The sequence below is a fragment of the Mariniflexile soesokkakense genome, from assembly GCF_039650365.1.
Taxonomy (GTDB): domain Bacteria; phylum Bacteroidota; class Bacteroidia; order Flavobacteriales; family Flavobacteriaceae; genus Mariniflexile; species Mariniflexile soesokkakense.
In genome coordinates, this window is sequence record NZ_JAZHYP010000004.1 from 164,496 (window position 1) to 185,951 (window position 21,456).

At 32.6% G+C, this 21,456-nt stretch carries 18 protein-coding genes; 9 read left to right on the top strand and 9 right to left on the bottom strand.

Annotation, left to right across the window (positions count from 1 at the left end):
• Positions 1-32: 32 nt before the first annotated feature.
• The 4 genes from VP395_RS10390 to VP395_RS10405 form a co-directional block, all read right to left on the bottom strand.
• Positions 33-1,007, bottom strand: coding sequence for a hypothetical protein (locus tag VP395_RS10390; protein ID WP_346241943.1), 975 nt, complete (start codon positions 1,005-1,007; stop codon positions 33-35).
• A gap of 5 nt (positions 1,008-1,012) precedes the next feature.
• Positions 1,013-2,464 (bottom strand): MBOAT family O-acyltransferase, encoded by a 1,452-nt coding sequence (locus VP395_RS10395; RefSeq protein WP_346241944.1) that lies wholly within the window; start codon positions 2,462-2,464, stop codon positions 1,013-1,015.
• 177 nt (positions 2,465-2,641) lie between these two features.
• Positions 2,642-3,121, bottom strand: a complete 480-nt coding sequence (locus VP395_RS10400) for an Lrp/AsnC family transcriptional regulator (protein WP_346241945.1) — start codon at positions 3,119-3,121, stop codon at positions 2,642-2,644.
• Between the two features lie 70 nt (positions 3,122-3,191).
• Positions 3,192-4,349 carry a M14 family zinc carboxypeptidase gene (locus tag VP395_RS10405; protein WP_346241946.1) on the bottom strand — a complete coding sequence of 386 codons (1,158 nt, stop codon included), beginning with the start codon at positions 4,347-4,349 and terminating at the stop codon, positions 3,192-3,194.
• Between the two features lie 291 nt (positions 4,350-4,640).
• On the opposite strand from VP395_RS10405, the gene VP395_RS10410 reads away from it, so the two are divergent.
• Together VP395_RS10410 and VP395_RS10415 are read left to right on the top strand one after the other, a co-directional pair.
• Positions 4,641-5,036, top strand: a complete 396-nt coding sequence (locus tag VP395_RS10410; RefSeq protein ID WP_346241947.1) for a helix-turn-helix domain-containing protein — start codon at positions 4,641-4,643, stop codon at positions 5,034-5,036.
• 39 nt (positions 5,037-5,075) lie between these two features.
• Positions 5,076-5,447: a DNA topoisomerase IV gene (locus tag VP395_RS10415; protein ID WP_346241948.1), complete on the top strand. Its 372-nt coding sequence runs from the start codon at positions 5,076-5,078 to the stop codon at positions 5,445-5,447.
• Here the strand turns inward: VP395_RS10415 and VP395_RS10420 are convergent.
• Both VP395_RS10420 and VP395_RS10425 read right to left on the bottom strand, forming a co-directional pair.
• A complete protein-coding gene (locus VP395_RS10420) occupies positions 5,444-5,944 on the bottom strand; it encodes a hydrolase (protein ID WP_346241949.1) in 501 nt (166 codons plus the stop codon). The genes VP395_RS10415 and VP395_RS10420 overlap by 4 nt on opposite strands.
• Before the next feature lie 11 nt (positions 5,945-5,955).
• Positions 5,956-6,717 (bottom strand): MBL fold metallo-hydrolase, encoded by a 762-nt coding sequence (locus VP395_RS10425; RefSeq protein WP_346241950.1) that lies wholly within the window; start codon positions 6,715-6,717, stop codon positions 5,956-5,958.
• Between the two features lie 244 nt (positions 6,718-6,961).
• On the opposite strand from VP395_RS10425, the gene VP395_RS10430 reads away from it, so the two are divergent.
• The gene (locus VP395_RS10430; protein WP_346241951.1) at positions 6,962-8,434 is read left to right on the top strand and encodes a TonB-dependent receptor; all 1,473 of its coding nucleotides are present in this window, start codon (positions 6,962-6,964) and stop codon (positions 8,432-8,434) included.
• Positions 8,435-8,464: 30 nt separating this feature from the next.
• Here the strand turns inward: VP395_RS10430 and bcp are convergent, their stop codons facing one another.
• On the bottom strand, positions 8,465-8,932 hold the full coding sequence (gene bcp / locus VP395_RS10435) for a thioredoxin-dependent thiol peroxidase (protein ID WP_346241952.1): 468 nt from the start codon (positions 8,930-8,932) through the stop codon (positions 8,465-8,467).
• Between the two features lie 32 nt (positions 8,933-8,964).
• Between bcp and VP395_RS10440 the strand changes: the two genes are divergently transcribed.
• Positions 8,965-9,630 (top strand): endonuclease III domain-containing protein, encoded by a 666-nt coding sequence (locus tag VP395_RS10440; RefSeq protein ID WP_346241953.1) that lies wholly within the window; start codon positions 8,965-8,967, stop codon positions 9,628-9,630.
• Positions 9,631-9,654: 24 nt separating this feature from the next.
• Here VP395_RS10440 and VP395_RS10445 read toward each other — a convergent pair whose 3' ends face one another.
• Complete coding sequence (locus VP395_RS10445; protein ID WP_346241954.1) at positions 9,655-9,801, bottom strand: hypothetical protein; 147 nt, start codon at positions 9,799-9,801, stop codon at positions 9,655-9,657.
• Positions 9,802-9,858: 57 nt separating this feature from the next.
• The gene (locus VP395_RS10450) at positions 9,859-10,443 is read right to left on the bottom strand and encodes an RNA polymerase sigma factor (protein WP_346241955.1); all 585 of its coding nucleotides are present in this window, start codon (positions 10,441-10,443) and stop codon (positions 9,859-9,861) included.
• 234 nt (positions 10,444-10,677) lie between these two features.
• On the opposite strand from VP395_RS10450, the gene uvrA reads away from it, so the two are divergent.
• The 5 genes from uvrA to VP395_RS10475 all read left to right on the top strand — a co-directional run bounded on the left by uvrA (position 10,678) and on the right by VP395_RS10475 (position 21,394).
• A complete protein-coding gene (gene uvrA / locus VP395_RS10455; protein WP_346241956.1) occupies positions 10,678-13,464 on the top strand; it encodes an excinuclease ABC subunit UvrA in 2,787 nt (928 codons plus the stop codon).
• A gap of 223 nt (positions 13,465-13,687) precedes the next feature.
• The gene (locus tag VP395_RS10460) at positions 13,688-16,147 is read left to right on the top strand and encodes a hypothetical protein (protein WP_346241957.1); all 2,460 of its coding nucleotides are present in this window, start codon (positions 13,688-13,690) and stop codon (positions 16,145-16,147) included.
• Between the two features lie 271 nt (positions 16,148-16,418).
• Entirely contained in the window at positions 16,419-19,058 is a 2,640-nt protein-coding gene (locus VP395_RS10465; protein ID WP_346241958.1) for a hypothetical protein, read from the top strand.
• 226 nt (positions 19,059-19,284) lie between these two features.
• A complete protein-coding gene (locus VP395_RS10470) occupies positions 19,285-19,962 on the top strand; it encodes a hypothetical protein (RefSeq protein ID WP_346241959.1) in 678 nt (225 codons plus the stop codon).
• A 280-nt stretch (positions 19,963-20,242) separates the two neighbouring features.
• Positions 20,243-21,394 (top strand): hypothetical protein, encoded by a 1,152-nt coding sequence (locus VP395_RS10475; protein ID WP_346241960.1) that lies wholly within the window; start codon positions 20,243-20,245, stop codon positions 21,392-21,394.
• The last annotated feature ends 62 nt before the right edge of the window (positions 21,395-21,456 follow it).

Consider the following 21,456-nt stretch of genomic DNA (forward strand, 5'->3'; position numbering starts at 1 on the left):
AAAGCAAATGAGTATAAAAAAGTAAACAACCTCTAAAAAATTATTTGCTTTTTTTTTATATTTATTTTAATATAATCTGTGATTAATTTAGCTATGATAGATCTTCCATGATTATTCCAATGCATATCATAAATAAGCGTAGTAGGTGTTTTAGATTTTTTTAAAGCTTCAGAAAAATCTAAATACTTAAATTGATGTTTGTTTAAAAAATCTAAAAACGTTTGAGGGGTTTTTTCTGAATCTAAAAGAAATATAAATTTAGCTTTATCAAAACCATAAATATTTATTAAACTTTCAAAGTTTTCAATATATTTATGCACTAATTTTTTTTGATTCTTTTCCTCTTCTATTTTTGTTAATTTATGTGCATCATCAACTTCTCTTGAAAGTATTTTACCAATTAATTCTCTTGGATTATCAAAAGCACCAATATTTTGTAAATATACTAATAATTTAAATTGTCTCATGGCCTTATAGGCGGGTGATTCTAGCACCATACGCTCTTCAACCACATTATATTCACCTCTTGTGAAATCATTTTCAAACTTGATTCCCAAAACCACATAGTCAATTAAATTAAATTGTTCTTTGTACTGGTCTATTAAATGTAATTGATCTGCTAAATCATATCCTGCATAACCATATTCATACACCTCTACTCCATTTAGTTTGTTTTCGATTTTTTTTCCTATTGAATTATAGTAATTTTGATGAAATCCTTCAATAAATGAATCACCTACTAATGCTATTTCAACTTTATCTCTTGAAGGATTAAACTCTCTATAAGAGTTATAGCCAAACTTATTAATATGATACTCAGAAAAATTTTGTCTTCTATTTCCTGTAACTGAATAACCATTTTGATTAGGTTTCCATTTTTCAACTCCAAATTCATCAACATAACGAACAGGATAATCTTTAGTAAGGTGGAAAATTCTTACCAAAATTTCTAAACTGAATACTATTAAAATACTGTATAATATTAAATTTACAACTAATTTTTTCATCTTCTTTAAAATTGAAAATAAATAAACGATCTATCAATATTACTATCATAAAACAATAACATAGACAAGATAACTATTGTATATATCACAAATCTAACCCCTTTAGATTTAAATTTAAAGGGGGAACGCTCATCTTTTCTAATTATATATTCATAAATAACAAACAATATAATCAAAATATAATAATCAATCATCCTATAGCCCATAGGATGATTATAAGTTCCATATGAGAAATCAGTGAAAATTCTATTTATAAAACCAAAAGCGGATGTTATAGATTCTGACCTAAAGAAAATTCTCGAAAAAGTAACAATTCCAAAAGTTAAAAGTACTTGACCCAACTCTGTTAATGTTGGAAAAAAGGTATTCTCTCCTACTACAGAGTCTTTATAAATAGTATTTCTTCCCATTAAGAAAACAGGTATAAATGCTAAGGCATGAAAGCCTCCCCAAAATATAAACGTCCAATTGGCACCATGCCAAAACCCACTAACTAAAAATACAATGCAAATATTCCTTATAGATTTTAATTTACTCACTTTAGACCCTCCCAAAGGAATGTAAACATAATGTCTAAACCATGTAGACAAAGATATATGCCACCTTTGCCAATATTCCGCTACATTTCGAGAGAAATTCGGAAAATTAAAATTAGACATTAGCTCAACTCCAAAAAGTTTAGCGGTTCCTATTGCAATATCTGAATAGCCACTAAAATCTCCATAAACCTGAAAACTAAACATAGTTACTCCCAAAACGAGGGTAGAAGCTGGGTAGCTAGAGTAGTTGGTAAAAATATCATCAACCATTGGAGCCAGCGCATCAGCTATAACCACTTTTTTAAATAAACCCCATAAAATCAACTTTAAACCACTTACGGTTTGGTCATAGCTAAACCTACGTTTATTTAATATTTGTGATAATAAATTGGAAGCTCTTTCTATTGGACCTGCTACTAATTGTGGAAAGAAGCTAACAAAGGCTGCAAATGATAAAAAATCTGTTGTAGGCTTTAATTTTTTATAATACACATCGAACGAATACGACATGGTTTGAAAAGTGTAAAAAGAAATACCAACTGGTAAAATAACGCGTAACGTCCAAGTACTTTTCATTTCATACCCAAACAGCGATACCATATCCACCCATGAATCAACAAAAAAATTATAATATTTAAAAAAGCCTAAAAGCCCAACATTAAAAATAACACTAACCCAAAGCCAAGATTTACGTTTAGATTTCTCTTCTAAGGAATCTATTTTTATAGCAACATAATAATCGACTAGTGTACTTAATAAGATTAAAGACAGAAACCGCCAGTCCCAAAGTCCATAAAACACATAACTAGCAACTAAAATTAATATGTTTTGAGCTTTTAAATGCTTCTTAAATACAAACCAATAAAGAACAAAAACAGTAGGAAGAAATATAAAGAACTCTAAAGAATTAAATACCATATAGAATTATTATAAAAGTAGAGAAATTAGCAATTAATAATATGTACAAACATCCTGTTTTAATAAATAAACCACAAAAAAAATCTTTAAAAAGCGTAAATAAAACTTTAATCTACCCAATAGAACAAAAAAAGCCAGTTCAATATCGAACTGGCTTCTTTAAACCTTTTACACTAACTACATCTCATTAAAAATTGAGTGCATTAATCGTTTTTTATCGTTGATGCTTTCCTCTAAAGAAATCATGGTTTCTGTTCTGTAAACACCTTCAATATCATCTAACTTAAATATAATTTCTTTGGCATGTTCTGTACTTCTTGCCCTAATCTTACAAAAAATATTAAATTTCCCTGTGGTTATATGCGCTACAGTTATAAAAGCAATTTCATTGATGCGTTCAAGTACAAACTTTGTTTGAGATGTATTATTCAAATAAACACCTACATAGGCTATAAACGAATATCCAAGTTTTTTGTAATCCAACATCAAGGAAGACCCTCTTATAATTCCTTGCTCTTCCATTTTTTTAACGCGTACATGAACTGTGCCTGCTGATATTAATAATTTTTTTGCAATGTCTGTAAACGGAATTCTTGTGTTATCGATTAACATGTCAAGAATTTGATGATCGATTTCGTCTAATTTAATTTTCCCCATAATTAATTATTCTTAAATATTAAGCGAAATTAATACATTTTCACTAATAATTACGCATAATAAGTACACTTTATTTCGGTAATAATGATATTTTTTCATTATCTATCATCACGAAAACGTTTTCGTAATCAACTTTCAATAATTTTCCTTCTGAGTTAAATACTTCTAAATTATTAGCTTGAATCATTTTATGCCCGAAATATGCATCTAGATTTTCTATTTTTTCTACTTTCGGTATAAAATGAATCTTTCCATCAATTAATTTTTCTTGGTACTGGATACCTATATCGGTTAAAGCTTCACTTTTACCTTCCACTATTTTAGCGTTCTTTATAATGATATCAAAAAAACATTTTTCATTTTCTGGAATTTTAAAATACGACTCAAAATTGGCTCCCGAAACATCATTTTTTGAGATATAATCTAACGAAGACATATAAGACATAAAAATAAGTGCTCTTGTTTCCTCTCTTCCGTAATCATTATGATAATGTCCAGCTTCAAACAGTATAGTTGGTGTGTTTTCGCTTTGAAACGTATCTCCAACACAGTTTAAGTTAAAGGCATCATCATAAACCCCAACCTGATTAGGAATAACCGCTTGCAAAACCTCATTCATAACTGCTATAACCTCCATAGCTACTTTTCTATTAGATGTGATAGTACATGCTTCATCTTGAGCAGGCGCTAAAAAGGATACGGTAGCAGGTTTGTTTACTTTACCTGCACTAAAAATGGTACGCTGGCCATGTAAATTATAACAATAATGAGGTTTAAAGGCGTTAAAAGTATCTCGCAACACCTTGCTTTCTGGCTGGGTTAAATCTTGAGCATCTCTATTCAAGTCTACTTGATTTGCATTAATTCTAGTGTATGCATTGGCTCCATCCGGACTTAAAATTGGAATTACATATAATGTACAAGAATTTAAAATATGATTTACGGAAACTTCATCACTCAAAAGTGTGTTTAAAAGATCGAATAAAGCTTTTGTTGTGGTAGATTCGTTTCCATGCATTTGAGACCACATGAGAATACGCTTTTTGCCATTACCAATTTTAATTCCATAAATAGGGTTGTTTAAAACCGACCTTCCGATAGTTTCTACGTGCAATTTATTAGCCATGTTTTCCAACAAAGGCCCTATATGGTTATTGGTAATATAACGGTGGTTTAAACCTGATTCTTTATATTTTAAAAACAGTGATTTTAGAAGTTCTATTTCCATAATTAAATATTAGGATACAAATGTAAACAATTACAAATTTACATTTGTAAACACAAAAAATACAGTATTTGTTTACAATGTTATACAACTGTGAATTGTTTTTACTTAAGTTTTATAAATCATTAAACAAACATGATTATTTAAATGCGTAATCATTTATAAATCATATTTTAATATACATTTATATAAAGTATTAATTTCAATATAAAAAATATTTAACACTGTTTTGGGCTTCATTTTAACTATATAATATTACATTTGTAACACAAAAACACATTTGTAACAGTTACAATGATAAACATCGACGCTTTTACTAAAAGATTACAAAAAGTCATAGATTATTACGGAGAATCCGCTTCTTCTTTTGCCGAAAAAATAGGCGTGCAACGCTCTAGTATTTCTCATATTTTATCAGGTAGAAACAAACCGAGTTTGGAGTTTGTTTTAAAAATACTCTCTTCATTTCCAGAAGTTGAGCTGTATTGGCTACTAAATGGCAAAGGCGAATTTCCTTCAATAAAAAATACTATTGAACAAACCACTACAGCATCACAAACATCAACTCCTATAACATCACCTTCTCCAGTAAATGAGAATGACATAGAATCTGAAATTAAACACGACAAGGCAATAGAACGAATTGTTATTTTTTATTCTGATGGAAGTTTTAAAAATTTTCAGAATTAACTAGTTAAGTTTAGTAATTTTGTTCTGAAATTTTTAATTATGAAATTAGCATCCCTTTTAATTTTATTAAGCTTTTTTAGCTGCTATGAATCAACACGCCATTGTAGCGATTATAAAACTGGAGAATATTACAGTGAAATAACTATTGATGGTAAGTTGTTCAAATCGAAATTCAAGCGCACAGAAGCACTACAAATCGAAACCTATAATAATAAAACCGATTCCTCACAAATACGATGGATAAACGACTGCGAGGTTGTTTTTAAAACTATAAAGCCAAAGAATATGGCTGAACAAAAGGATATTCATTTAAAAATACTAACAACAACCGATTCCTCCTACACTTATGAATACTCCTATGTAGGTGAAACAAAAAAACAAAAAGGCGTTGCCTATAAAGTTAGGCGCTAATTAAAGGGGTACAGAAACGATTCAACCAAATTAAATTTAAGTTGTTTACCTTCTGTTAATTCATAAGTCAAAAACAACTCTCCCCAATAGTGGCCATCCGAGAAATCTGCAATAATCCATTTGTGATTCAATAACTTAACCGTATTAATCATCATTCTTTTTCCTTCTTCGGCAGCATAGGGAATTATAGGGTGCTCGCCTTTTTCTTCGTTTAATCTATAAAGTTCATCTTTTATTAAAGGAATCAACTCCGCAGCATTATAGCCTTTATTCTCAAAATAACTAATCGCATCTTCGTTTCTTTCTAAATTAAAATGCGATAACTCTAAATTTTCATCCTCCAAAACAGCCACAGAATCCTTACAGCGTACTAATTGATTTTTATATCCATCCAATTTCCTGTTCATGTCTTCAAAAACACGTTTAGAATTTACATACTGAAATAAAATCAATAAGATTGAAAAAACGAATAAGTACATAAAAATTTTCTGTTTCATTTTTATAAAATTTAAATTGTTATTTGTAAGCCGTCATAAGCCAAAAATACGTTTTTTGGCAATGTTTTTTCAACTTCATCATGAAACCCTAACATGTGGCTTATGTGCGTTAAATAGGCTTTTTCCGGATTTACTTTGTTAACAAATTGAAGCGCTTCTTCTAAATTAAAATGCGATTGGTGGGGCTCAACCCGCAAAGCATTAATTACCAAAACCTTTATGTTTTTTATTTTTTCGATTTCCTTCTCTTTAACAGTTTTCATATCCGTTAAATAGGCAAAATGTCCAAATTTAAAACCAAATACCTGCAACGCATCATGTTTCCCCTTTACAGGGATTACTTCTAAATTATTCAAAATAAAAGGTTCGTTTTTTATCCTATTTGTAATAACCGAAGGTGCTCCAGGATATTTGTTTTGATTTGCAAAGATATAATCAAATCGTGTTTTAAGCGACTTTAAAACCCGCTTGTGTGCGTAAATTGAAATATCGCCTTGCCTGAAATAAAAAGGCCTAATATCATCTAAACCCGAAGTATGGTCTGAATGTTCGTGTGTAAATAAAATACCATCTATCTTAGTACATTCTGCACGCAACATTTGATATCTAAAATCGGGTCCACAATCAACAACATAAGTAAACTCATCCCATTCTATCAAGACAGAAACACGCAAGCGTTTATCCTTTTTATTATCACTTAAACACACGGGGTGCTTACTCCCTATTACGGGAATGCCTTGTGAAGTTCCGGTGCCTAAAAATGTTATTTTCAAAAAATTATTTTAATTTATTTTCACCTAATCGTTTATTTCATGAAATAATTACCATTAAAAACAACTATATTTGAAATAATCAATAATTAACAAGCAACTATTTTATAGAAACAAGAAAATAATTGAGTCATTTTACATGTTCGTCAAAAGGATTCAAATCTACCAACAAAATTAGGGTTATTTTTTTATTTGCTTCTATTATTTGATACCTTTGTTAACATAATTAAGTAACCCAAACAGCAACATGGAAATTACCTTAAAGGGAGATAGGGAATTTGAAGAAATTCCGTCATTAAAAACCAAGGCGCTCCGCATCAACCTAAACGAAAACATTTACGGCACTTTTGCAGAAATTGGAGCAGGACAAGAAACAAGTCGACATTTTTTTAGAGCTGGTGGTGCCTCTGGAACTATTGCAAAAGCAATGTCTGCTTATGATAAGGCTTTTAGTGATGCTATTTATGGAGCCGAAGATGATGGTAGATATGTTACAGAGGGTCGCTTAAGAAAAATGCTAAACCACGAAATTGACCTAATTGAAAAACGCCTTTCAAGAAAAGATTACCCTAATAAAATGTTCTTTTCTTTTGCAAATACGGTTACTACCATAGACTTTGCAAAACAGTTTAAAGGTCATGGTTGGATTGGTATTAAATATCAAATAGAGCAAAACCAAGAGTATAACGACATTATTCTACACATTCGTTTTAAAGAAACCGATGCAAGGTTACAACAAGAAACCCTTGGTGTAATTGGCACCAACTTAATTTATGGTGCTTTTTATAAATACAACGAGCCAAAAAAATTACTACGCTACTTATACGACCATTTAGACAAAGACCAATTAGAGATTGATACTGTTAATTTTTCTGGACCGTTATTTAAAAATGTCGATAACAGATTAATGAGCTTGCAATTGGTGAAAAACAACATGACAGATGCCGTAATGTTTGGACCTGATGGAAAAAACGTACTTCCCGCTCGTGTATTTTACAAAAAAAATATTTTAGCTTTTAGAGGTAGTTTCAGACCGGTAACGCAAGTAAACATGGATATGTATGAAAACGCATATAAAATGTTTATTGAAGAGAAAAAAGTTGATAAAGATAATACTGAAGTTGTTTTTGAAATAACACTTTCTAATTTACGTGCAGAAGGTGAAATTGACGAACAAGACTTTATGGATAGAGCCGATTTATTATGTTCTCTAGGGCATTCGGTTATGATATCTAACTTTCAGGAATACTATAAAGTGGTAGAATATTTCTCAAATTATTCAAAAGCTAGAATGGGTCTTTCTATGGGAGTTAGCAATTTGGTTGATATTTTTGACGAAAAATACTATCGTCACTTAAGTGGAGGTATTTTAGAGGCCTTTGGTAAGTTATTCTTTAAAGATTTGAAAGTTTATCTATATCCGATGATAGATGTTGAAACAGGAGAATTGATAAACAGCGAGAATTTAAAGGTTTATCCACGTATGAAAGAATTGTATAAATTCTTTAAATACAACGGGAAAGTTATTGACATTAAAGATTTCGACACTAAATGTTTAACCATATTCTCAAGAGAAATTTTAAACCAAATTAGCAACGGTGAACGAGGATGGGAAAATATGTTGCCAGAAGGTGTTGCCGATTTAATTAAAGATTACCGTATGTTTGGGTATACTAGAAAACCCTTGGTTTTGCCTAAAAGAAAGAAATATACCAGATAAAAAAGCAAAAAATCCTTCTTTAAAAGATTATTAAGAAGGATTTTTTTTGTCCAATATTTGAGATGCGTGTATTTTTGCCTTTACATTATCTATAACACGCTCAACAACGCCGTTTTCATTTACCAAAAAAGTTACACGATGAATACCATCAAAGGTTCTTCCCATAAATTTTTTTGGCCCCCAAACCCCAAAAGCGTTAATCACAATTTTATCAACATCTGCTATTAACGGGTATTGAAAATCAAATTTCTTTTTGAAATTTGATTGCTTTTTTTGTGTATCTGCACTAACTCCTAAAATTTCGTAACCAGCATTTGCTAATTCTTTGTAGTGGTCTCTTAAATTGCAAGCTTCAACAGTGCACGTAGGTGTACTTGCGGCCGGATAAAAGAAGACTACCAACTTTTTTCCTTTGTAATCAGATAATTTAATAAGGTTTCCTTGCTCATCAAATACTTCAAAATTTGGTACTTGGTCTCCTTGCTTTAATGTGTTCATAATAGTAACTTTGGTTTTCACAAAAATACAACATGACCAAGGAAAAAAAGGTAGAATTCGTAATAAATACACTAAAGGAGCTGTATCCAACAATTCCCATTCCTTTAGACCATAAAGACCCATATACCTTATTGATAGCCGTTTTAATGTCGGCACAAAGCACCGATGTTCGCGTAAATCAAATAACGCCTTTGTTATTTGAAAAAGCTGACAACCCGTATGATATGGTCAAACTTTCAATTGAAGAAATTAGAGAAATCATAAAGCCAGTTGGATTATCACCTATGAAAAGCAAAGGTATCTATGGCCTTTCAAAAATATTAATTGAAAAGTACAACGGTGTGGTTCCACAAAGTTTTGAAGCTTTAGAAACCTTCCCCGCTGTGGGACATAAAACAGCAAGCGTAGTCATGTCTCAAGCCTTCGGTGTTCCTGCCTTCCCTGTGGACACACATATACATCGCCTAATGTACCGATGGAATTTAAGCAATGGGAAAAACGTGGTGCAAACAGAAAAAGATGCCAAAAGATTGTTTCCTAAAGAACTTTGGAACGATTTACATCTTCAAATTATTTGGTATGGTAGACAATATTCTCCCGCACGTGGTTGGGATTTAGAAAAGGACATCATTACAAAAACCATTGGAAGACAATCTGTAATTGATGACTATTATAAATTAAAAAGCCCTAATAGATAAATATTTATTAGGGCTTTTCACGACTCAGTTTAAAAGCGCTTCAAACTTCATTTTATTACAACTTATAACACTTAAAGCTTTTGAGTAATTTAAAATAAAATTAACCGTTTCATTTTTCGGTTCAAGTTCGTTCAATTTTTCAATAGAATTTTCAGAGTAAATTTTTGCCATTTTAATAATTTAAGGGTGAATTCAAGTTATTAACGCAACTAAATTTACTTTATTGTATTAATTTGTTAAAATTATATTATGCTTGTCAATAATTTTTCTAAGGTTAATTAAAGCATAACGCATACGCCCCAAGGCAGTATTAATACTAACACCTGTTTTATCTGAAATTTCCTTAAAACTTAAATCTTCATAAATACGCATTAACAGTACTTCTTTTTGGTCTTCTGGAAGTTCTTCAACCAAACGCCTCACATCAGTTTCAACCTGCTCTTTAATAATACTGTTTTCAGCATTTAAACTATTATCGCTTAACACAGAAAAAATATTAAACTCATCGGTATTGTCAAATTTTGGCATTCTGTTGTTCTTTCTAAAAAAGTCAATTACCAAATTATGGGAAATACGCATAACCCAAGGTAAAAACTTACCTTCCTCGTTATAAGCACCTCGTTTAAGGGTTCGAATTACTTTAATAAAAGTGTCCTGAAAAATATCTTCAGCAACATCTCTATCATAGACTTTCGAATAGATAAAACTGTAAATTTTTTGTTTATGCCTTATAATAAGTATTTCTAAGGCACTTTCATTTCCTTTAATGTAATTGCTAACTAAGGTAGAATCTGGTATAAGTTCGTATTGCATAATCATTACTTTTAGTGCATAGAAAAACTTCTCTGCTTGGGGTTATTAGTTAAAAGTAATGTTCTGCTATAGGCGAGAGTTGATTAAAGTATTGATTAATAGGTTCAAATATAACAACAATCATTCCAAAAAAGCAAGAATTTATCCGTTTTTTTAACTTTTATTTAAAGTATTATGCATTTTTTAGCTTGCCATACTTATAGTATCTTTGCAAAATTATTCCTGTAAAAGCTTATGAATATTAAAATTTCTGAAGTAAATCCTAAAGAAAACATCATTATAAAAGGTGCAAAACTTCACAATTTAAAAAATATTGATGTTGTAATACCTAGAAATAAATTAGTGGTTATTACAGGCTTATCCGGTTCGGGAAAATCTAGCTTAGCGTTCGATACACTTTACGCCGAAGGACAAAGACGGTATGTTGAAAGCTTATCAAGCTATGCACGACAGTTTTTAGGCCGATTAAACAAACCAAAAGTAGATTATATCAAAGGCATTGCACCTGCTATCGCTATTGAACAAAAAGTGAATTCTACCAATCCGCGCTCAACGGTTGGCACTACTACCGAAATTTATGATTATTTAAAATTATTGTTTGCCAGAATTGGAAAAACCTTTTCGCCGGTTTCTGGAATAGAAGTAAAAAAAGATACGGTTTCGGATGTTTTAAACTATTTAAAAACATTTTCCCAAGGTGAAAAACTACTACTCCTCGCTCCTATTCATTTAGAAGAAGGACGCACTATGGAAGATAAACTTAAAGCGTTACAACAACAAGGTTATGCTAGAATTAAAATAAATGATGCCGTTATTAGAATTGACGAAGCCAATTCTTTTAATAAAAAAGACAGTATTTTATTAGTTGTTGACAGAATCATTATAAAAGATGAAGAAGATTTTTTAAACAGACTAGCCGACGCTATTCAAACTGCATTTTTTGAAGGAAAAGGAGAATGCTTCATCGAAACCTTAAGCGATAACAAACAACGTCCTTTTAGTAATAAATTTGAAATGGACGGCATCACCTTTTTAGAACCAAATGTCCATTTGTTTAGTTTCAACAATCCATATGGTGCTTGCCCTAAATGCGAAGGCTATGGTGATATTATTGGAATTGATGACGATTTGGTGATTCCCAATACAGGACTTTCTGTTTTCGAAAATGCTATTTTTCCTTGGCGAGGTGAAAGCATGAGCTGGTACAAAGACCAATTGATTAACAACTCTCATAAGTTTGATTTCCCTATTCATAAACCCTATTTCCAATTAAGTGATGCACAAAAGCAACTTATTTGGGATGGCAATCAATATTTTGAAGGTTTGCATTCCTTTTTTGCAGAATTAGAAGCCAAAGCCTATAAAATCCAAAACCGTGTCATGCTTTCTCGTTACCGCGGAAAAACAAAATGCAAGATCTGTAACGGCAAACGTTTACGTATTGAAGCTAATTTTATTAAAATTGGAGGTGCTACTATTACTGATTTAGTTGAAATGCCTTTGAATAAATTGGCAAACTTCTTCAAACAATTAGAATTAAACGATTATGATACACAAATAGCAAATAGATTATTAAAAGAAATTAACAGCAGGTTATTGTTTCTAGCCAATGTAGGGTTGGATTATTTAACACTGAATAGAAAGTCTAATACACTCTCTGGAGGCGAAAGTCAGCGTATTAATTTAGCAACGTCTTTAGGTAGCAGCTTAGTAGGGTCTATGTATATTTTAGATGAACCTAGTATTGGTTTGCACCCCAAAGACACTGAACGCTTAATAGTGGTTCTAAAACAATTACGCGATTTAGGAAATACCGTTATAGTGGTTGAGCATGATGAAGATATTATGAAAGCTGCCGATACCATTATTGATATTGGTCCAGAAGCAGGAACCTTTGGTGGCGAATTGGTAGCTCAAGGTACCTATAAAGATATTCTTGCTTCAAATTCTTTAACAGCACAGTATTTAAATGAAACATTGAAAATTGAAGTTCCAAAAACTAGAAGAACTTCAAAATATTATATTGATATTATTGGTGCACGTGAAAACAACTTAAAAAACATTGATGTACGTTTCCCTTTGGGAATACTTACGGTTATTACGGGCGTTTCAGGAAGCGGAAAAAGCACCTTAGTTAAAAAAATATTATTTCCAGCGCTTCAAAAAAAACTAACTGACTTTAGTGATAAACCTGGTCAGTTTACAACTTTAGAGGGTAATTTTAGTAATGTAAAACACATTGAATTTGTAGATCAAAACCCTATTGGAAGGTCGTCTCGATCAAATCCTGTGACTTATATTAAAGCGTATGATGATATTCGAGCATTGTTTTCAAATCAGAAATTAAGCAACATACGGAACTACCAGGCAAGACATTTTTCATTTAATGTAGATGGCGGACGCTGTGAGACTTGCAAAGGCGAAGGTGAAGTAACCATTGAAATGCAATTTATGGCAGATGTGCATTTAGAATGTGAAACCTGTAAAGGAAAACGTTTTAAAAAAGAAGTACTGGAAGTTACTTTTGCCAATAAAAACATTGATGATATCTTAAACCTAACCATTGATGATGCCATTGGTTTTTTTGAGGTTAACAAACAAACTAAAATAAAAACCAAACTACAACCTTTACAAGATGTTGGGTTGGGTTATGTAACTTTAGGCCAAAGCTCTTCTACACTTTCTGGAGGTGAAGCGCAACGTATTAAATTAGCTTCCTTTTTAGGGAAAGGCAACAACAAAGATAAAGCGCTATTTATTTTTGATGAACCTACAACAGGTTTACATTTTCACGATATTCAAAAATTATTAAAGTCCTTTAACGCTTTAATTGAAAATGGCCACTCCATTATTGTTGTAGAACACAATTTAGAACTTATTAAATGTGCAGATTACATTATCGATTTAGGTCCTAATGGTGGTGAAACTGGAGGGAATTTAGTTGTTACCGGAACTCCCGAAGATATCGTGAAAGATAACACCTCCGAAACAGCCAAATTTTTAACAGGCAAACTCCTTTAATAACTCAGCTTTTTACGTATTTTTGTTTTAACCTCATTTTTTTTATTAATAATTCATTTTTTTAAAGCAAACATCGCGAGTAATTTAACGTGAATTGATTTATGAAATCGACCACCGTTCAAAAATAGCATTGAATTATTAATAACCGACCTATATTAGACTCCATATTACACAATTGTTGTGTGATAAATATTAATTAATTTAAATAACTAAACTATTTATTATGAAAAAACAAATTACGTTTTTATTATTTACGTTGCTTTTCGCATTGACATCCAGTCAGGTGATAGCACAACAAGATGTTCTGTATCTTATTCAAGATGGAACTAATGATTCAGATTATATTGCCAACGGGGGTTCTTTACCTGGTCAAGACCAAATTATAAAAATGTTGGAAGCTGATGCTAACTTTACGGTTTCTTGGGTTAAAATAGATCAGGCATTTGTGGTTACCTCAATGAGCACTCAAGCAGCAGGAGCAAATGTAGTGTCTTCTCCAGTTAATTTTACAGGTTTTGAATTAGTAATTACGTCTGAAAATATGGCGTCTTCAAATACTGTTTTTAAAGCTGGAAACCCACTTCATCCAGACCAATTAACTGTTCCTGTTATTTACGATAAAGCTTATGCCTTAAGAGGTAGTTCTGCAGCATTGGCTACATCTGCTACAAGTGTTGTTGTGCGAACACAAGAATTATCTATGACAGTAGTAGATGCAACCAGCCCACTGTTTAGCGGTCTTACCGTTTCGAATGGTAGCTCTATAGACTTATTTAGAACTACTGCAGATGATAAAGGTAATGAAGGCCCTTACGCGATAGACGTTGTAACTAATCTTGAAATATCAAGCACTACTACTTTATTGGCTTCTGTACCGCAAATTACAGATGCTACAACTTCAGTTGGAATTAATTATTTTCCAACTGGCACTCAAGTTGGTACAACAGCCGATGGTATTTTTGCTAAAGATGCTATTTCCATGCCTTTTAGTTGGGGCGCTATGGTAAAAAAAGATGGTGGAAACATCACTTCAGAGTTTTTAACCATTTGGAGAAATGCTGCTTATATGTTAACAGGCCAAACACCTCCAAGTACACTATATACAAATCCTGTTTATGATGATTATGAAATCATTACTCAAACAACTGTCTATGACTTTAGAGATGGTTCAATAATTCCAAATCATACAGACGGTTACGTAATTACAGGATCTCCTGAAGCGGCTGCTCAACCTCAAACGGATAGAATTAAAAGTGCTGACGGAAGATTAGATTATAGACATATTGCAGGTGATAACTACCATGGTAGCACTTATGGACTAGACATGAAAGCGGGTTCTAGAGTTTTTATAAAACCACTTGGAACTGCTGTTGTAAAAGTACCATTATCTGAATATTCAAGCTTAGGCCTTGAATTAAAAATGCCAAACAATAACAATAAATCTTGGATAAAAGTTAACGGTACACTTACTTCAGGTGCTTCTAGTTCTACCTATCAGCAAACTTTAAATGCTACAGCTACTTCTGGACAAGATTTAAATGAGTTCGTTACTGTTGATTTTTATTCTACTGTTGGTAACTCTCAAAATTTAGAGTTTATGGCAGTTGCTGGTGCAGGTTCTGATATTTACTTACCATATATTGAAGTAACCTATCAAATATTACAAGCAAAACCACAAGAGATACTTTATGTTCAAAAGACTGGATTTACTCCTGCAAGTGGTGCGTCTGCATCAACCAACGACCCAATATTTAGAATGTTTACCGCAGACCCTAATTTTAACATTACTGTTGTTGAAACAGATGCGAACGGTACTGGTATTAGCTTAGCTGGGTATGACTTAGTAATTGCCCAAGAAACTTTTGGTTCTAGCGATGGTATCTTTAAACCAACAGGGCCTCTTGCAATTAAAAATCTTTCAATTCCTGTAATTTACAACAAATCATGGGCATTAAGAAATGGAAGAGCTGTTACAGATGCTGATGCAGCAATGGCTATTTCGCCTGCAACTACGCTTACTGTAGACCTAGCGAATCAAACCAATCCATTGTTTAGTGGAATCACATTCACAGGAAATGACTTCATGCTATATAATGAAACTTCAGATAATTTTGGAGGTACAGGTACTAATTCCGTTGATGTTTTAAATAATTTAGATATTTCAGTAACTGGAACTTTATTAGGCACGAATGCTAATGTTACTGATGTTGATAAAGCAATTGTAGTAAATGATATTCCTGCTAACACACAGCTTGGTACTGTTGCAACTGACGTGCTTCCTTCTAGAATGATTGCTTTTGCTTTTAACTATGGAGCTATTATTAAAGGAGATGGTGCTAATATTACCTCTGAAGCTTTAACGCTATGGAGAAATGCTGCTTATGTATTAACAGGACTAACTGTTCCTTCTACATTATATGTTAATCCTGATTATGTTACTTTAAGCATAGACAAAGTAGGCGAGGTTTCTGCTGTTACTTCAAATGTTAGAGCTATTGGAAACAGAATTTATGTTTCTAATGTAAAATCTTCGACTGAAGTGAATATTTACAGCTTAACAGGTGCTTTAGTTAAAACAATCAAAACAAACGAGAATACTGATTTCAGTTTCAAATCAGGTCTTTGGATCGCAACTGTTAAAACCTTTGAAGGTGCTAAAGCAGTAAAATTATTAACAAAGTAAGTCGTTAATAAATTATTATTTTATAAAGGGATGTGTAGAACACATCCCTTTTTTTATTTGTACAAGATTGCATAAAGATAAATTATGAGTTTAAAAGATACTTATAAATAGTTTGCTAGTACTTAATACTATAAACTTCTTATCAATCCCAAAATCCATATATTTCACTTAGCAATAGACACAATTAATTCACTTATAAAATTGACCACCGATATATTTTTAAAGTGTAATTATTTATAAATGTTTATTTTTTTTTAAACTAAACAAAACCATGAAACAAAAAATTAAAAACCATTTATTTCTATTGCTTATTGTAATCTTGCCAATTCAATTAGAAGCACAAGCAAAAAAGGTGTTGTATGTTAATCAAACGGGTGTTGGTTCTTCTACCACTAGTACTTCCGACCCAGATGAAGACGCTGTTATAATCATGCTAGAAAGCGACCCTAACTTTGAACTTACCTATGTAGAAACTACCCAGGACGGGAACAACATACCGGCCCTAACAGGTTTTGATCTAGTAATTGTTCAAGAAAATATGAGTTCAGGCGCTGGTCTTCTTAAACCAGACGGCGTCTTAGGGGTTAAAAATGTGCCTATCCCTATCATTTACAACAAAACTTCTGCCTTTAGAGATGGTAGAGCCGTTACAGACGCTGACGCAGTCACCGTGAATACACAAAACCTATTCATTACAGTACCAGAATCTAACCAAAGTCACGATATTTTTAGTGGTATTGATTTCTCGGAAGGCGACCAAATAAGAATAACCTATGAATTGTCAAATAGTGATGGTTCAGAATTAGGAAATAAGGCCATTGAGATAGTAAACAATTTAGAAATCTCAACACCTGGTACCTTATTGGCCACAGTTCCTCAAGTTATTAATCAAGAAAAAGCCATAGTGATTAATTATTTACCTGCAGGAACTCAGCTAGGTGAGGCTGTTACAGATGTGCTTAATGTAGATGCTGTAGCATTATCTTTTAGCTATGGCCCTTTAGTTAGAAATAATGGCAAAAACATAACATCTGAAGCATTGACCATTTGGAGAAATGCCGCATACATTTTAACAGGACTATCAGTACCAGACGAGCTTTATTATAACCCCGAAACCGCAAAGAAAGTATTATATGTAAATCCAATTGGCGTTGACCCTGGAACTGGAGGAGGTTCTACCCCAGGATATGATCCTGTAATAAGAATGCTTGAATTCGATAAACATTTTACAGTTACTTATGTAGAAACTCCATCTGATGGCAGTGCGATACCTGATCTTTCCGGGTATGATTTAGTTATTGCACAAGAAGCCATCGATTCAGATGCTGGATTATTCCAACCTAACGGGCCACTGGGTATAAAAAATGTTTCTATTCCTATTATTTACAATAAAACTTGGGCTTTTAGAAATGGGAAGGCTATTACTGATGCTGATGCTACCGTAACGGGTACACAGAATTTCTTTATAACCGTTCCTCAAGCAAATCAAAGTCACGATATGTTTAGTGGTATCGATTTTTCTGGTAGTGACCAAGTTCGAATTACACATGAACTGGCTAACGATGACGGATCGCCTGGCGGCACCAAAGCTATTGATGTATTAAATAATTTGGAAATATCAACGTCGGGCACATTGTTGGCCACCGTTCCTGAAGTTACAAATACAGAAAAAGCATTTATAGTCAACTATCTTCCGGCAGGGACTCAACTAGGAGAAACAGCAACAGATGTACTTAGCGTAGATGCAGTTGCTTTATCATTTAGTTATGGTGCCTTAGTGAAAGGAAAAGGTACTAATATAACTGCCGAAGCGCTTACCATTTGGAGAAATGCTGCCTATTTGTTAACAGGCATCCCTGTTTCAACAACATTATATAATAATCCTGCCTTATTTAAACAGATTTTATATATAAATCAAGAAGGGGTAGACGCTCCTTCTCCAGAAGTATCAACTCCTGGACAAGATCCTATAATTAAAATGTTAGAAGCCGACGGTAATTTTAAGGTTACTTATTTAGAGACCTATAGTGATGGTAATAAAATTCTTGATCCACAATTTTTCGACCTTGTTATTGCACAAGAAACTTTAAGTTCTGGGGGTGCCTTCTTCATGCCAGGAGGAAAACTTGGAGTCAAAGATATTCGAACTCCAATAATATATAATAAATCAAGTGCCTTTAGAAATGGCAGAGCAGTCACCGATGCCGATGCAGTAGCTACAAATACACAAAATCTGTCTGTTACCGTATTACCAGAGAATCAAAATCACGATTTATATAGTGGTATCGATTTTTCAGGTGGTGACCAGATTAGGTTACTGGCTGAAACATCAGAAAGCAATGGTAATGATGGTGGCGATAAAGCTATTGAAATTATTAACGGACTTAACATTTCAACCAGTGGAACACTTTTGGCTACAGTTCCAGAAGTTTCAAATCCAGATCAAGCAGTGGTATTCAATTTTTGGCCAAAAGGAACACAACTTGGCGAGAGCGTTGCAGATGTTCTTAATGTTGATGCTTTTACCTTTTCATTAAGCTATGGTGCCAGTGTTAATGGTGATGGAGAAAATGTTTCTTCTGAAGCCTTAACAATTTGGAGAAATGCCGCTTATATATTAACAGGACTAGCAGTACCAACCACATTAGTTGCAAACCCTGATTTTGTTTTGAATATAGATAAAGTAGGTGAAGTTTCTGCTGTTACTTCAAATGTTAGAGCTATTGGAAACAGAATTTATATTTCTAATGTAAAATCTTCGACTGAAGTGAATATTTACAGCTTAACAGGTGCTTTAGTTAAAACAATCAAAACAAACGAGAATGCTGATTTCAGTTTCAAATCAGGTCTTTGGATCGCAACTGTTAAAACCTTTGAAGGTGCTAATGCAGTAAAATTATTAACAAAGTAAGACGTTTTTTAGACTAACAACTAACCACAACAGGGGTTCATATTAATATGAACCCCTGTTTTTATCCAAATAAAGCTCAAAAGAGGTTTTGATTTCTCATGTTCTACATTTTATTTGTTCTTATATAATTAACCCTTTACATTTTTGGCACGCAAATTGAAAACCACACTACAATAGCGAATGCCGAAAAGCTAAAGAGTAGGCAGAATATTAAATATTTTGAATTATGAAAAGAACAGTACTATTACTTGCAGGTTTGTTAATAGGATTAACAACTGTATCAGCAACAAATTTAAATAATAACAATAATGAGAACGGTATTGTAAAACGCTACCGTTACGCACAACCTATTGTATTTGTAGAACGAGGTGTAGAATTTTTAATATTCCCAGATGGTAGTTTCGATTTTAATACCAATATTAACGGCGTATATAATGGCTCAAACTCCAGAAGAAGTTCTATAAACGCTTCTTACAATGGGCCAAGAATAAGTGTTAACTACTCATCGTCTCAACCAAAAGGAACATATATTTCTCGTGACAGAAATGGCACCATTAGAAGTATTGGCGATGTATATTTAAATTATGATAGATATGGTAAAGTTACAAGAATTGGATCGGTGTTTGTAGATTACAGCCGAGGTAGAAATGCTACCCTAGCGCAAGTAGGTGGTTTACGTGTAAATTATAACCATTATGGAGAAATTGTTAATATATATGGGCAAATAAACCGTTATAACACCAATTGTAATGTTTGTGGCACCTTATCCTGTACTGTGAACCACAAACACAAAAAAGGCCATAATGATTGCGACAGAGACGATGACCGCTATGATAACGACGACAATTATTACTATTATAAGCAAAATGGCAAAGAGAAGAAATACAAAAAATACAAAAGATAATTTTTTGAGATTAGTTAATAAAAATCCCTAAACACTTGATTGAGTTTTGGGATTTTTTTTTGTTCGTTTAACAACTTGATATGGAATCGTTTTAATCTTTTAGATCTTATATTAATCGAAGTCAAAAAATTATATCACACATACCCCATAATAACTTTTAAACTTAGTAAAAGTTACCAACTAAAATATTTATCTCATTTTCAATACATTAAACCCTACCCCGTTTTTTTGGCACACTGTTTGTAATTACATAAACGTATCACAATTAATACTCGCAATTATGAAAAAGTTTATATTTTTATTAGCAGGCATCATCCTTACAGGGTTTACCGTTAATGCAGCCACAAACACTACTATTAACAACAGGGGGTACGGTAACTCTTTCATTTTTGTTGAAGATGGTATCGAATTTTCCGTGTTCCCCGATGGACAATTCGATTTTAATATTTTACGCGGTAATTCCAATTTAAATGTATCTATTGGGTCTCCAAACGTAAATATCAGTTTTAACTCTGGTTACGACTATAATGCCTATGTGCAATATGATGAATATGGTGCGATTATCCAAATAGAAAACACCCCTATTTACTACGATTATTACGGACGTGTTTCGCAAGTAGGCAACATAAATATAAACTATAATAACCGCGGGTATGTTACCCGTGTAGGTGGTTTATATGTACATTATAACAATTACAATGTGTTTTCACACTATACCGGTTATATAAACGTTTATAATAGACATTATGTGTACAGACCTTGGCACCGTTACTACAGCGTTCCTGCATACGATTATTGTGTAGTTTACAACAGACCTTATAGACAATATTACAACCCAGTTCGTTATACTTACTCAAGACCATTTTACAATAATTACAGACCAAGAACTGCTGTTTATAGCAGACGTGGTGAATCTATCTCTAGAAACAGAGATTATGCTACCGTAAACAGAAGCTCTAGAAATGTGACTCAAATTAATAGAAATGCAATTTCTAGAAGAGAGCTTTCAGACAACAATTATAGACGTTATGATAGCAATACCTATAGAAGTTCTCAAACAGTGAATAGAATTGATAATAGATCAAACAACTTAAATAACAACAGAGTTTCTAGAGATAATAATTATCAAAGCAACGATACTAAAAGAACAAGAGAAAACGTTAATAGAACTGTAATACAAAATAGTACAAGAACGAATGATGTAAAACGTACAAGAGAAAATACAGTTGTTCAAAAACCAAACAACAATAATGTTCGTACATATACTAAAAGCAATACAAATACCAGAAGTACACCGCAAGCAACGCAACGTACTACAACAGAAAGAACTGTTACTAGGTCTACACAAAGTAAACCAGTAGCTTCACAAACAAGAAGTAATTCTGGTAATAAAAATACAAGATCGGAAGCTCCAACAAGAAGACGATCGTAATAATTTTGGTTGGTTAGTTTGGAAATCCCTGCGATAAGTTTGCCTCAAAGCAACATCGTGGG

Bases quoted from the DNA above. Each gene is read 5' to 3' on its own strand.
- VP395_RS10390 (WP_346241943.1), bottom strand. From the start codon at position 1,007: ATGAAAAAATTAGTTGTAAATTTAATATTATACAGTATTTTAATAGTA.
- VP395_RS10395 (WP_346241944.1), bottom strand. From the start codon at position 2,464: ATGGTATTTAATTCTTTAGAGTTCTTTATATTTCTTCCTACTGTTTTT.
- VP395_RS10400 (WP_346241945.1), bottom strand. From the start codon at position 3,121: ATGGGGAAAATTAAATTAGACGAAATCGATCATCAAATTCTTGACATG.
- VP395_RS10405 (WP_346241946.1), bottom strand. From the start codon at position 4,349: ATGGAAATAGAACTTCTAAAATCACTGTTTTTAAAATATAAAGAATCA.
- VP395_RS10410 (WP_346241947.1), top strand. From the start codon at position 4,641: ATGATAAACATCGACGCTTTTACTAAAAGATTACAAAAAGTCATAGAT.
- VP395_RS10415 (WP_346241948.1), top strand. From the start codon at position 5,076: ATGAAATTAGCATCCCTTTTAATTTTATTAAGCTTTTTTAGCTGCTAT.
- VP395_RS10420 (WP_346241949.1), bottom strand. From the start codon at position 5,944: ATGAAACAGAAAATTTTTATGTACTTATTCGTTTTTTCAATCTTATTG.
- VP395_RS10430 (WP_346241951.1), top strand. From the start codon at position 6,962: ATGGAAATTACCTTAAAGGGAGATAGGGAATTTGAAGAAATTCCGTCA.
- bcp (WP_346241952.1), bottom strand. From the start codon at position 8,932: ATGAACACATTAAAGCAAGGAGACCAAGTACCAAATTTTGAAGTATTT.
- VP395_RS10440 (WP_346241953.1), top strand. From the start codon at position 8,965: ATGACCAAGGAAAAAAAGGTAGAATTCGTAATAAATACACTAAAGGAG.
- VP395_RS10445 (WP_346241954.1), bottom strand. From the start codon at position 9,801: ATGGCAAAAATTTACTCTGAAAATTCTATTGAAAAATTGAACGAACTT.
- VP395_RS10450 (WP_346241955.1), bottom strand. From the start codon at position 10,443: ATGCAATACGAACTTATACCAGATTCTACCTTAGTTAGCAATTACATT.
- uvrA (WP_346241956.1), top strand. From the start codon at position 10,678: ATGAATATTAAAATTTCTGAAGTAAATCCTAAAGAAAACATCATTATA.
- VP395_RS10460 (WP_346241957.1), top strand. From the start codon at position 13,688: ATGAAAAAACAAATTACGTTTTTATTATTTACGTTGCTTTTCGCATTG.
- VP395_RS10465 (WP_346241958.1), top strand. From the start codon at position 16,419: ATGAAACAAAAAATTAAAAACCATTTATTTCTATTGCTTATTGTAATC.
- VP395_RS10470 (WP_346241959.1), top strand. From the start codon at position 19,285: ATGAAAAGAACAGTACTATTACTTGCAGGTTTGTTAATAGGATTAACA.
- VP395_RS10475 (WP_346241960.1), top strand. From the start codon at position 20,243: ATGAAAAAGTTTATATTTTTATTAGCAGGCATCATCCTTACAGGGTTT.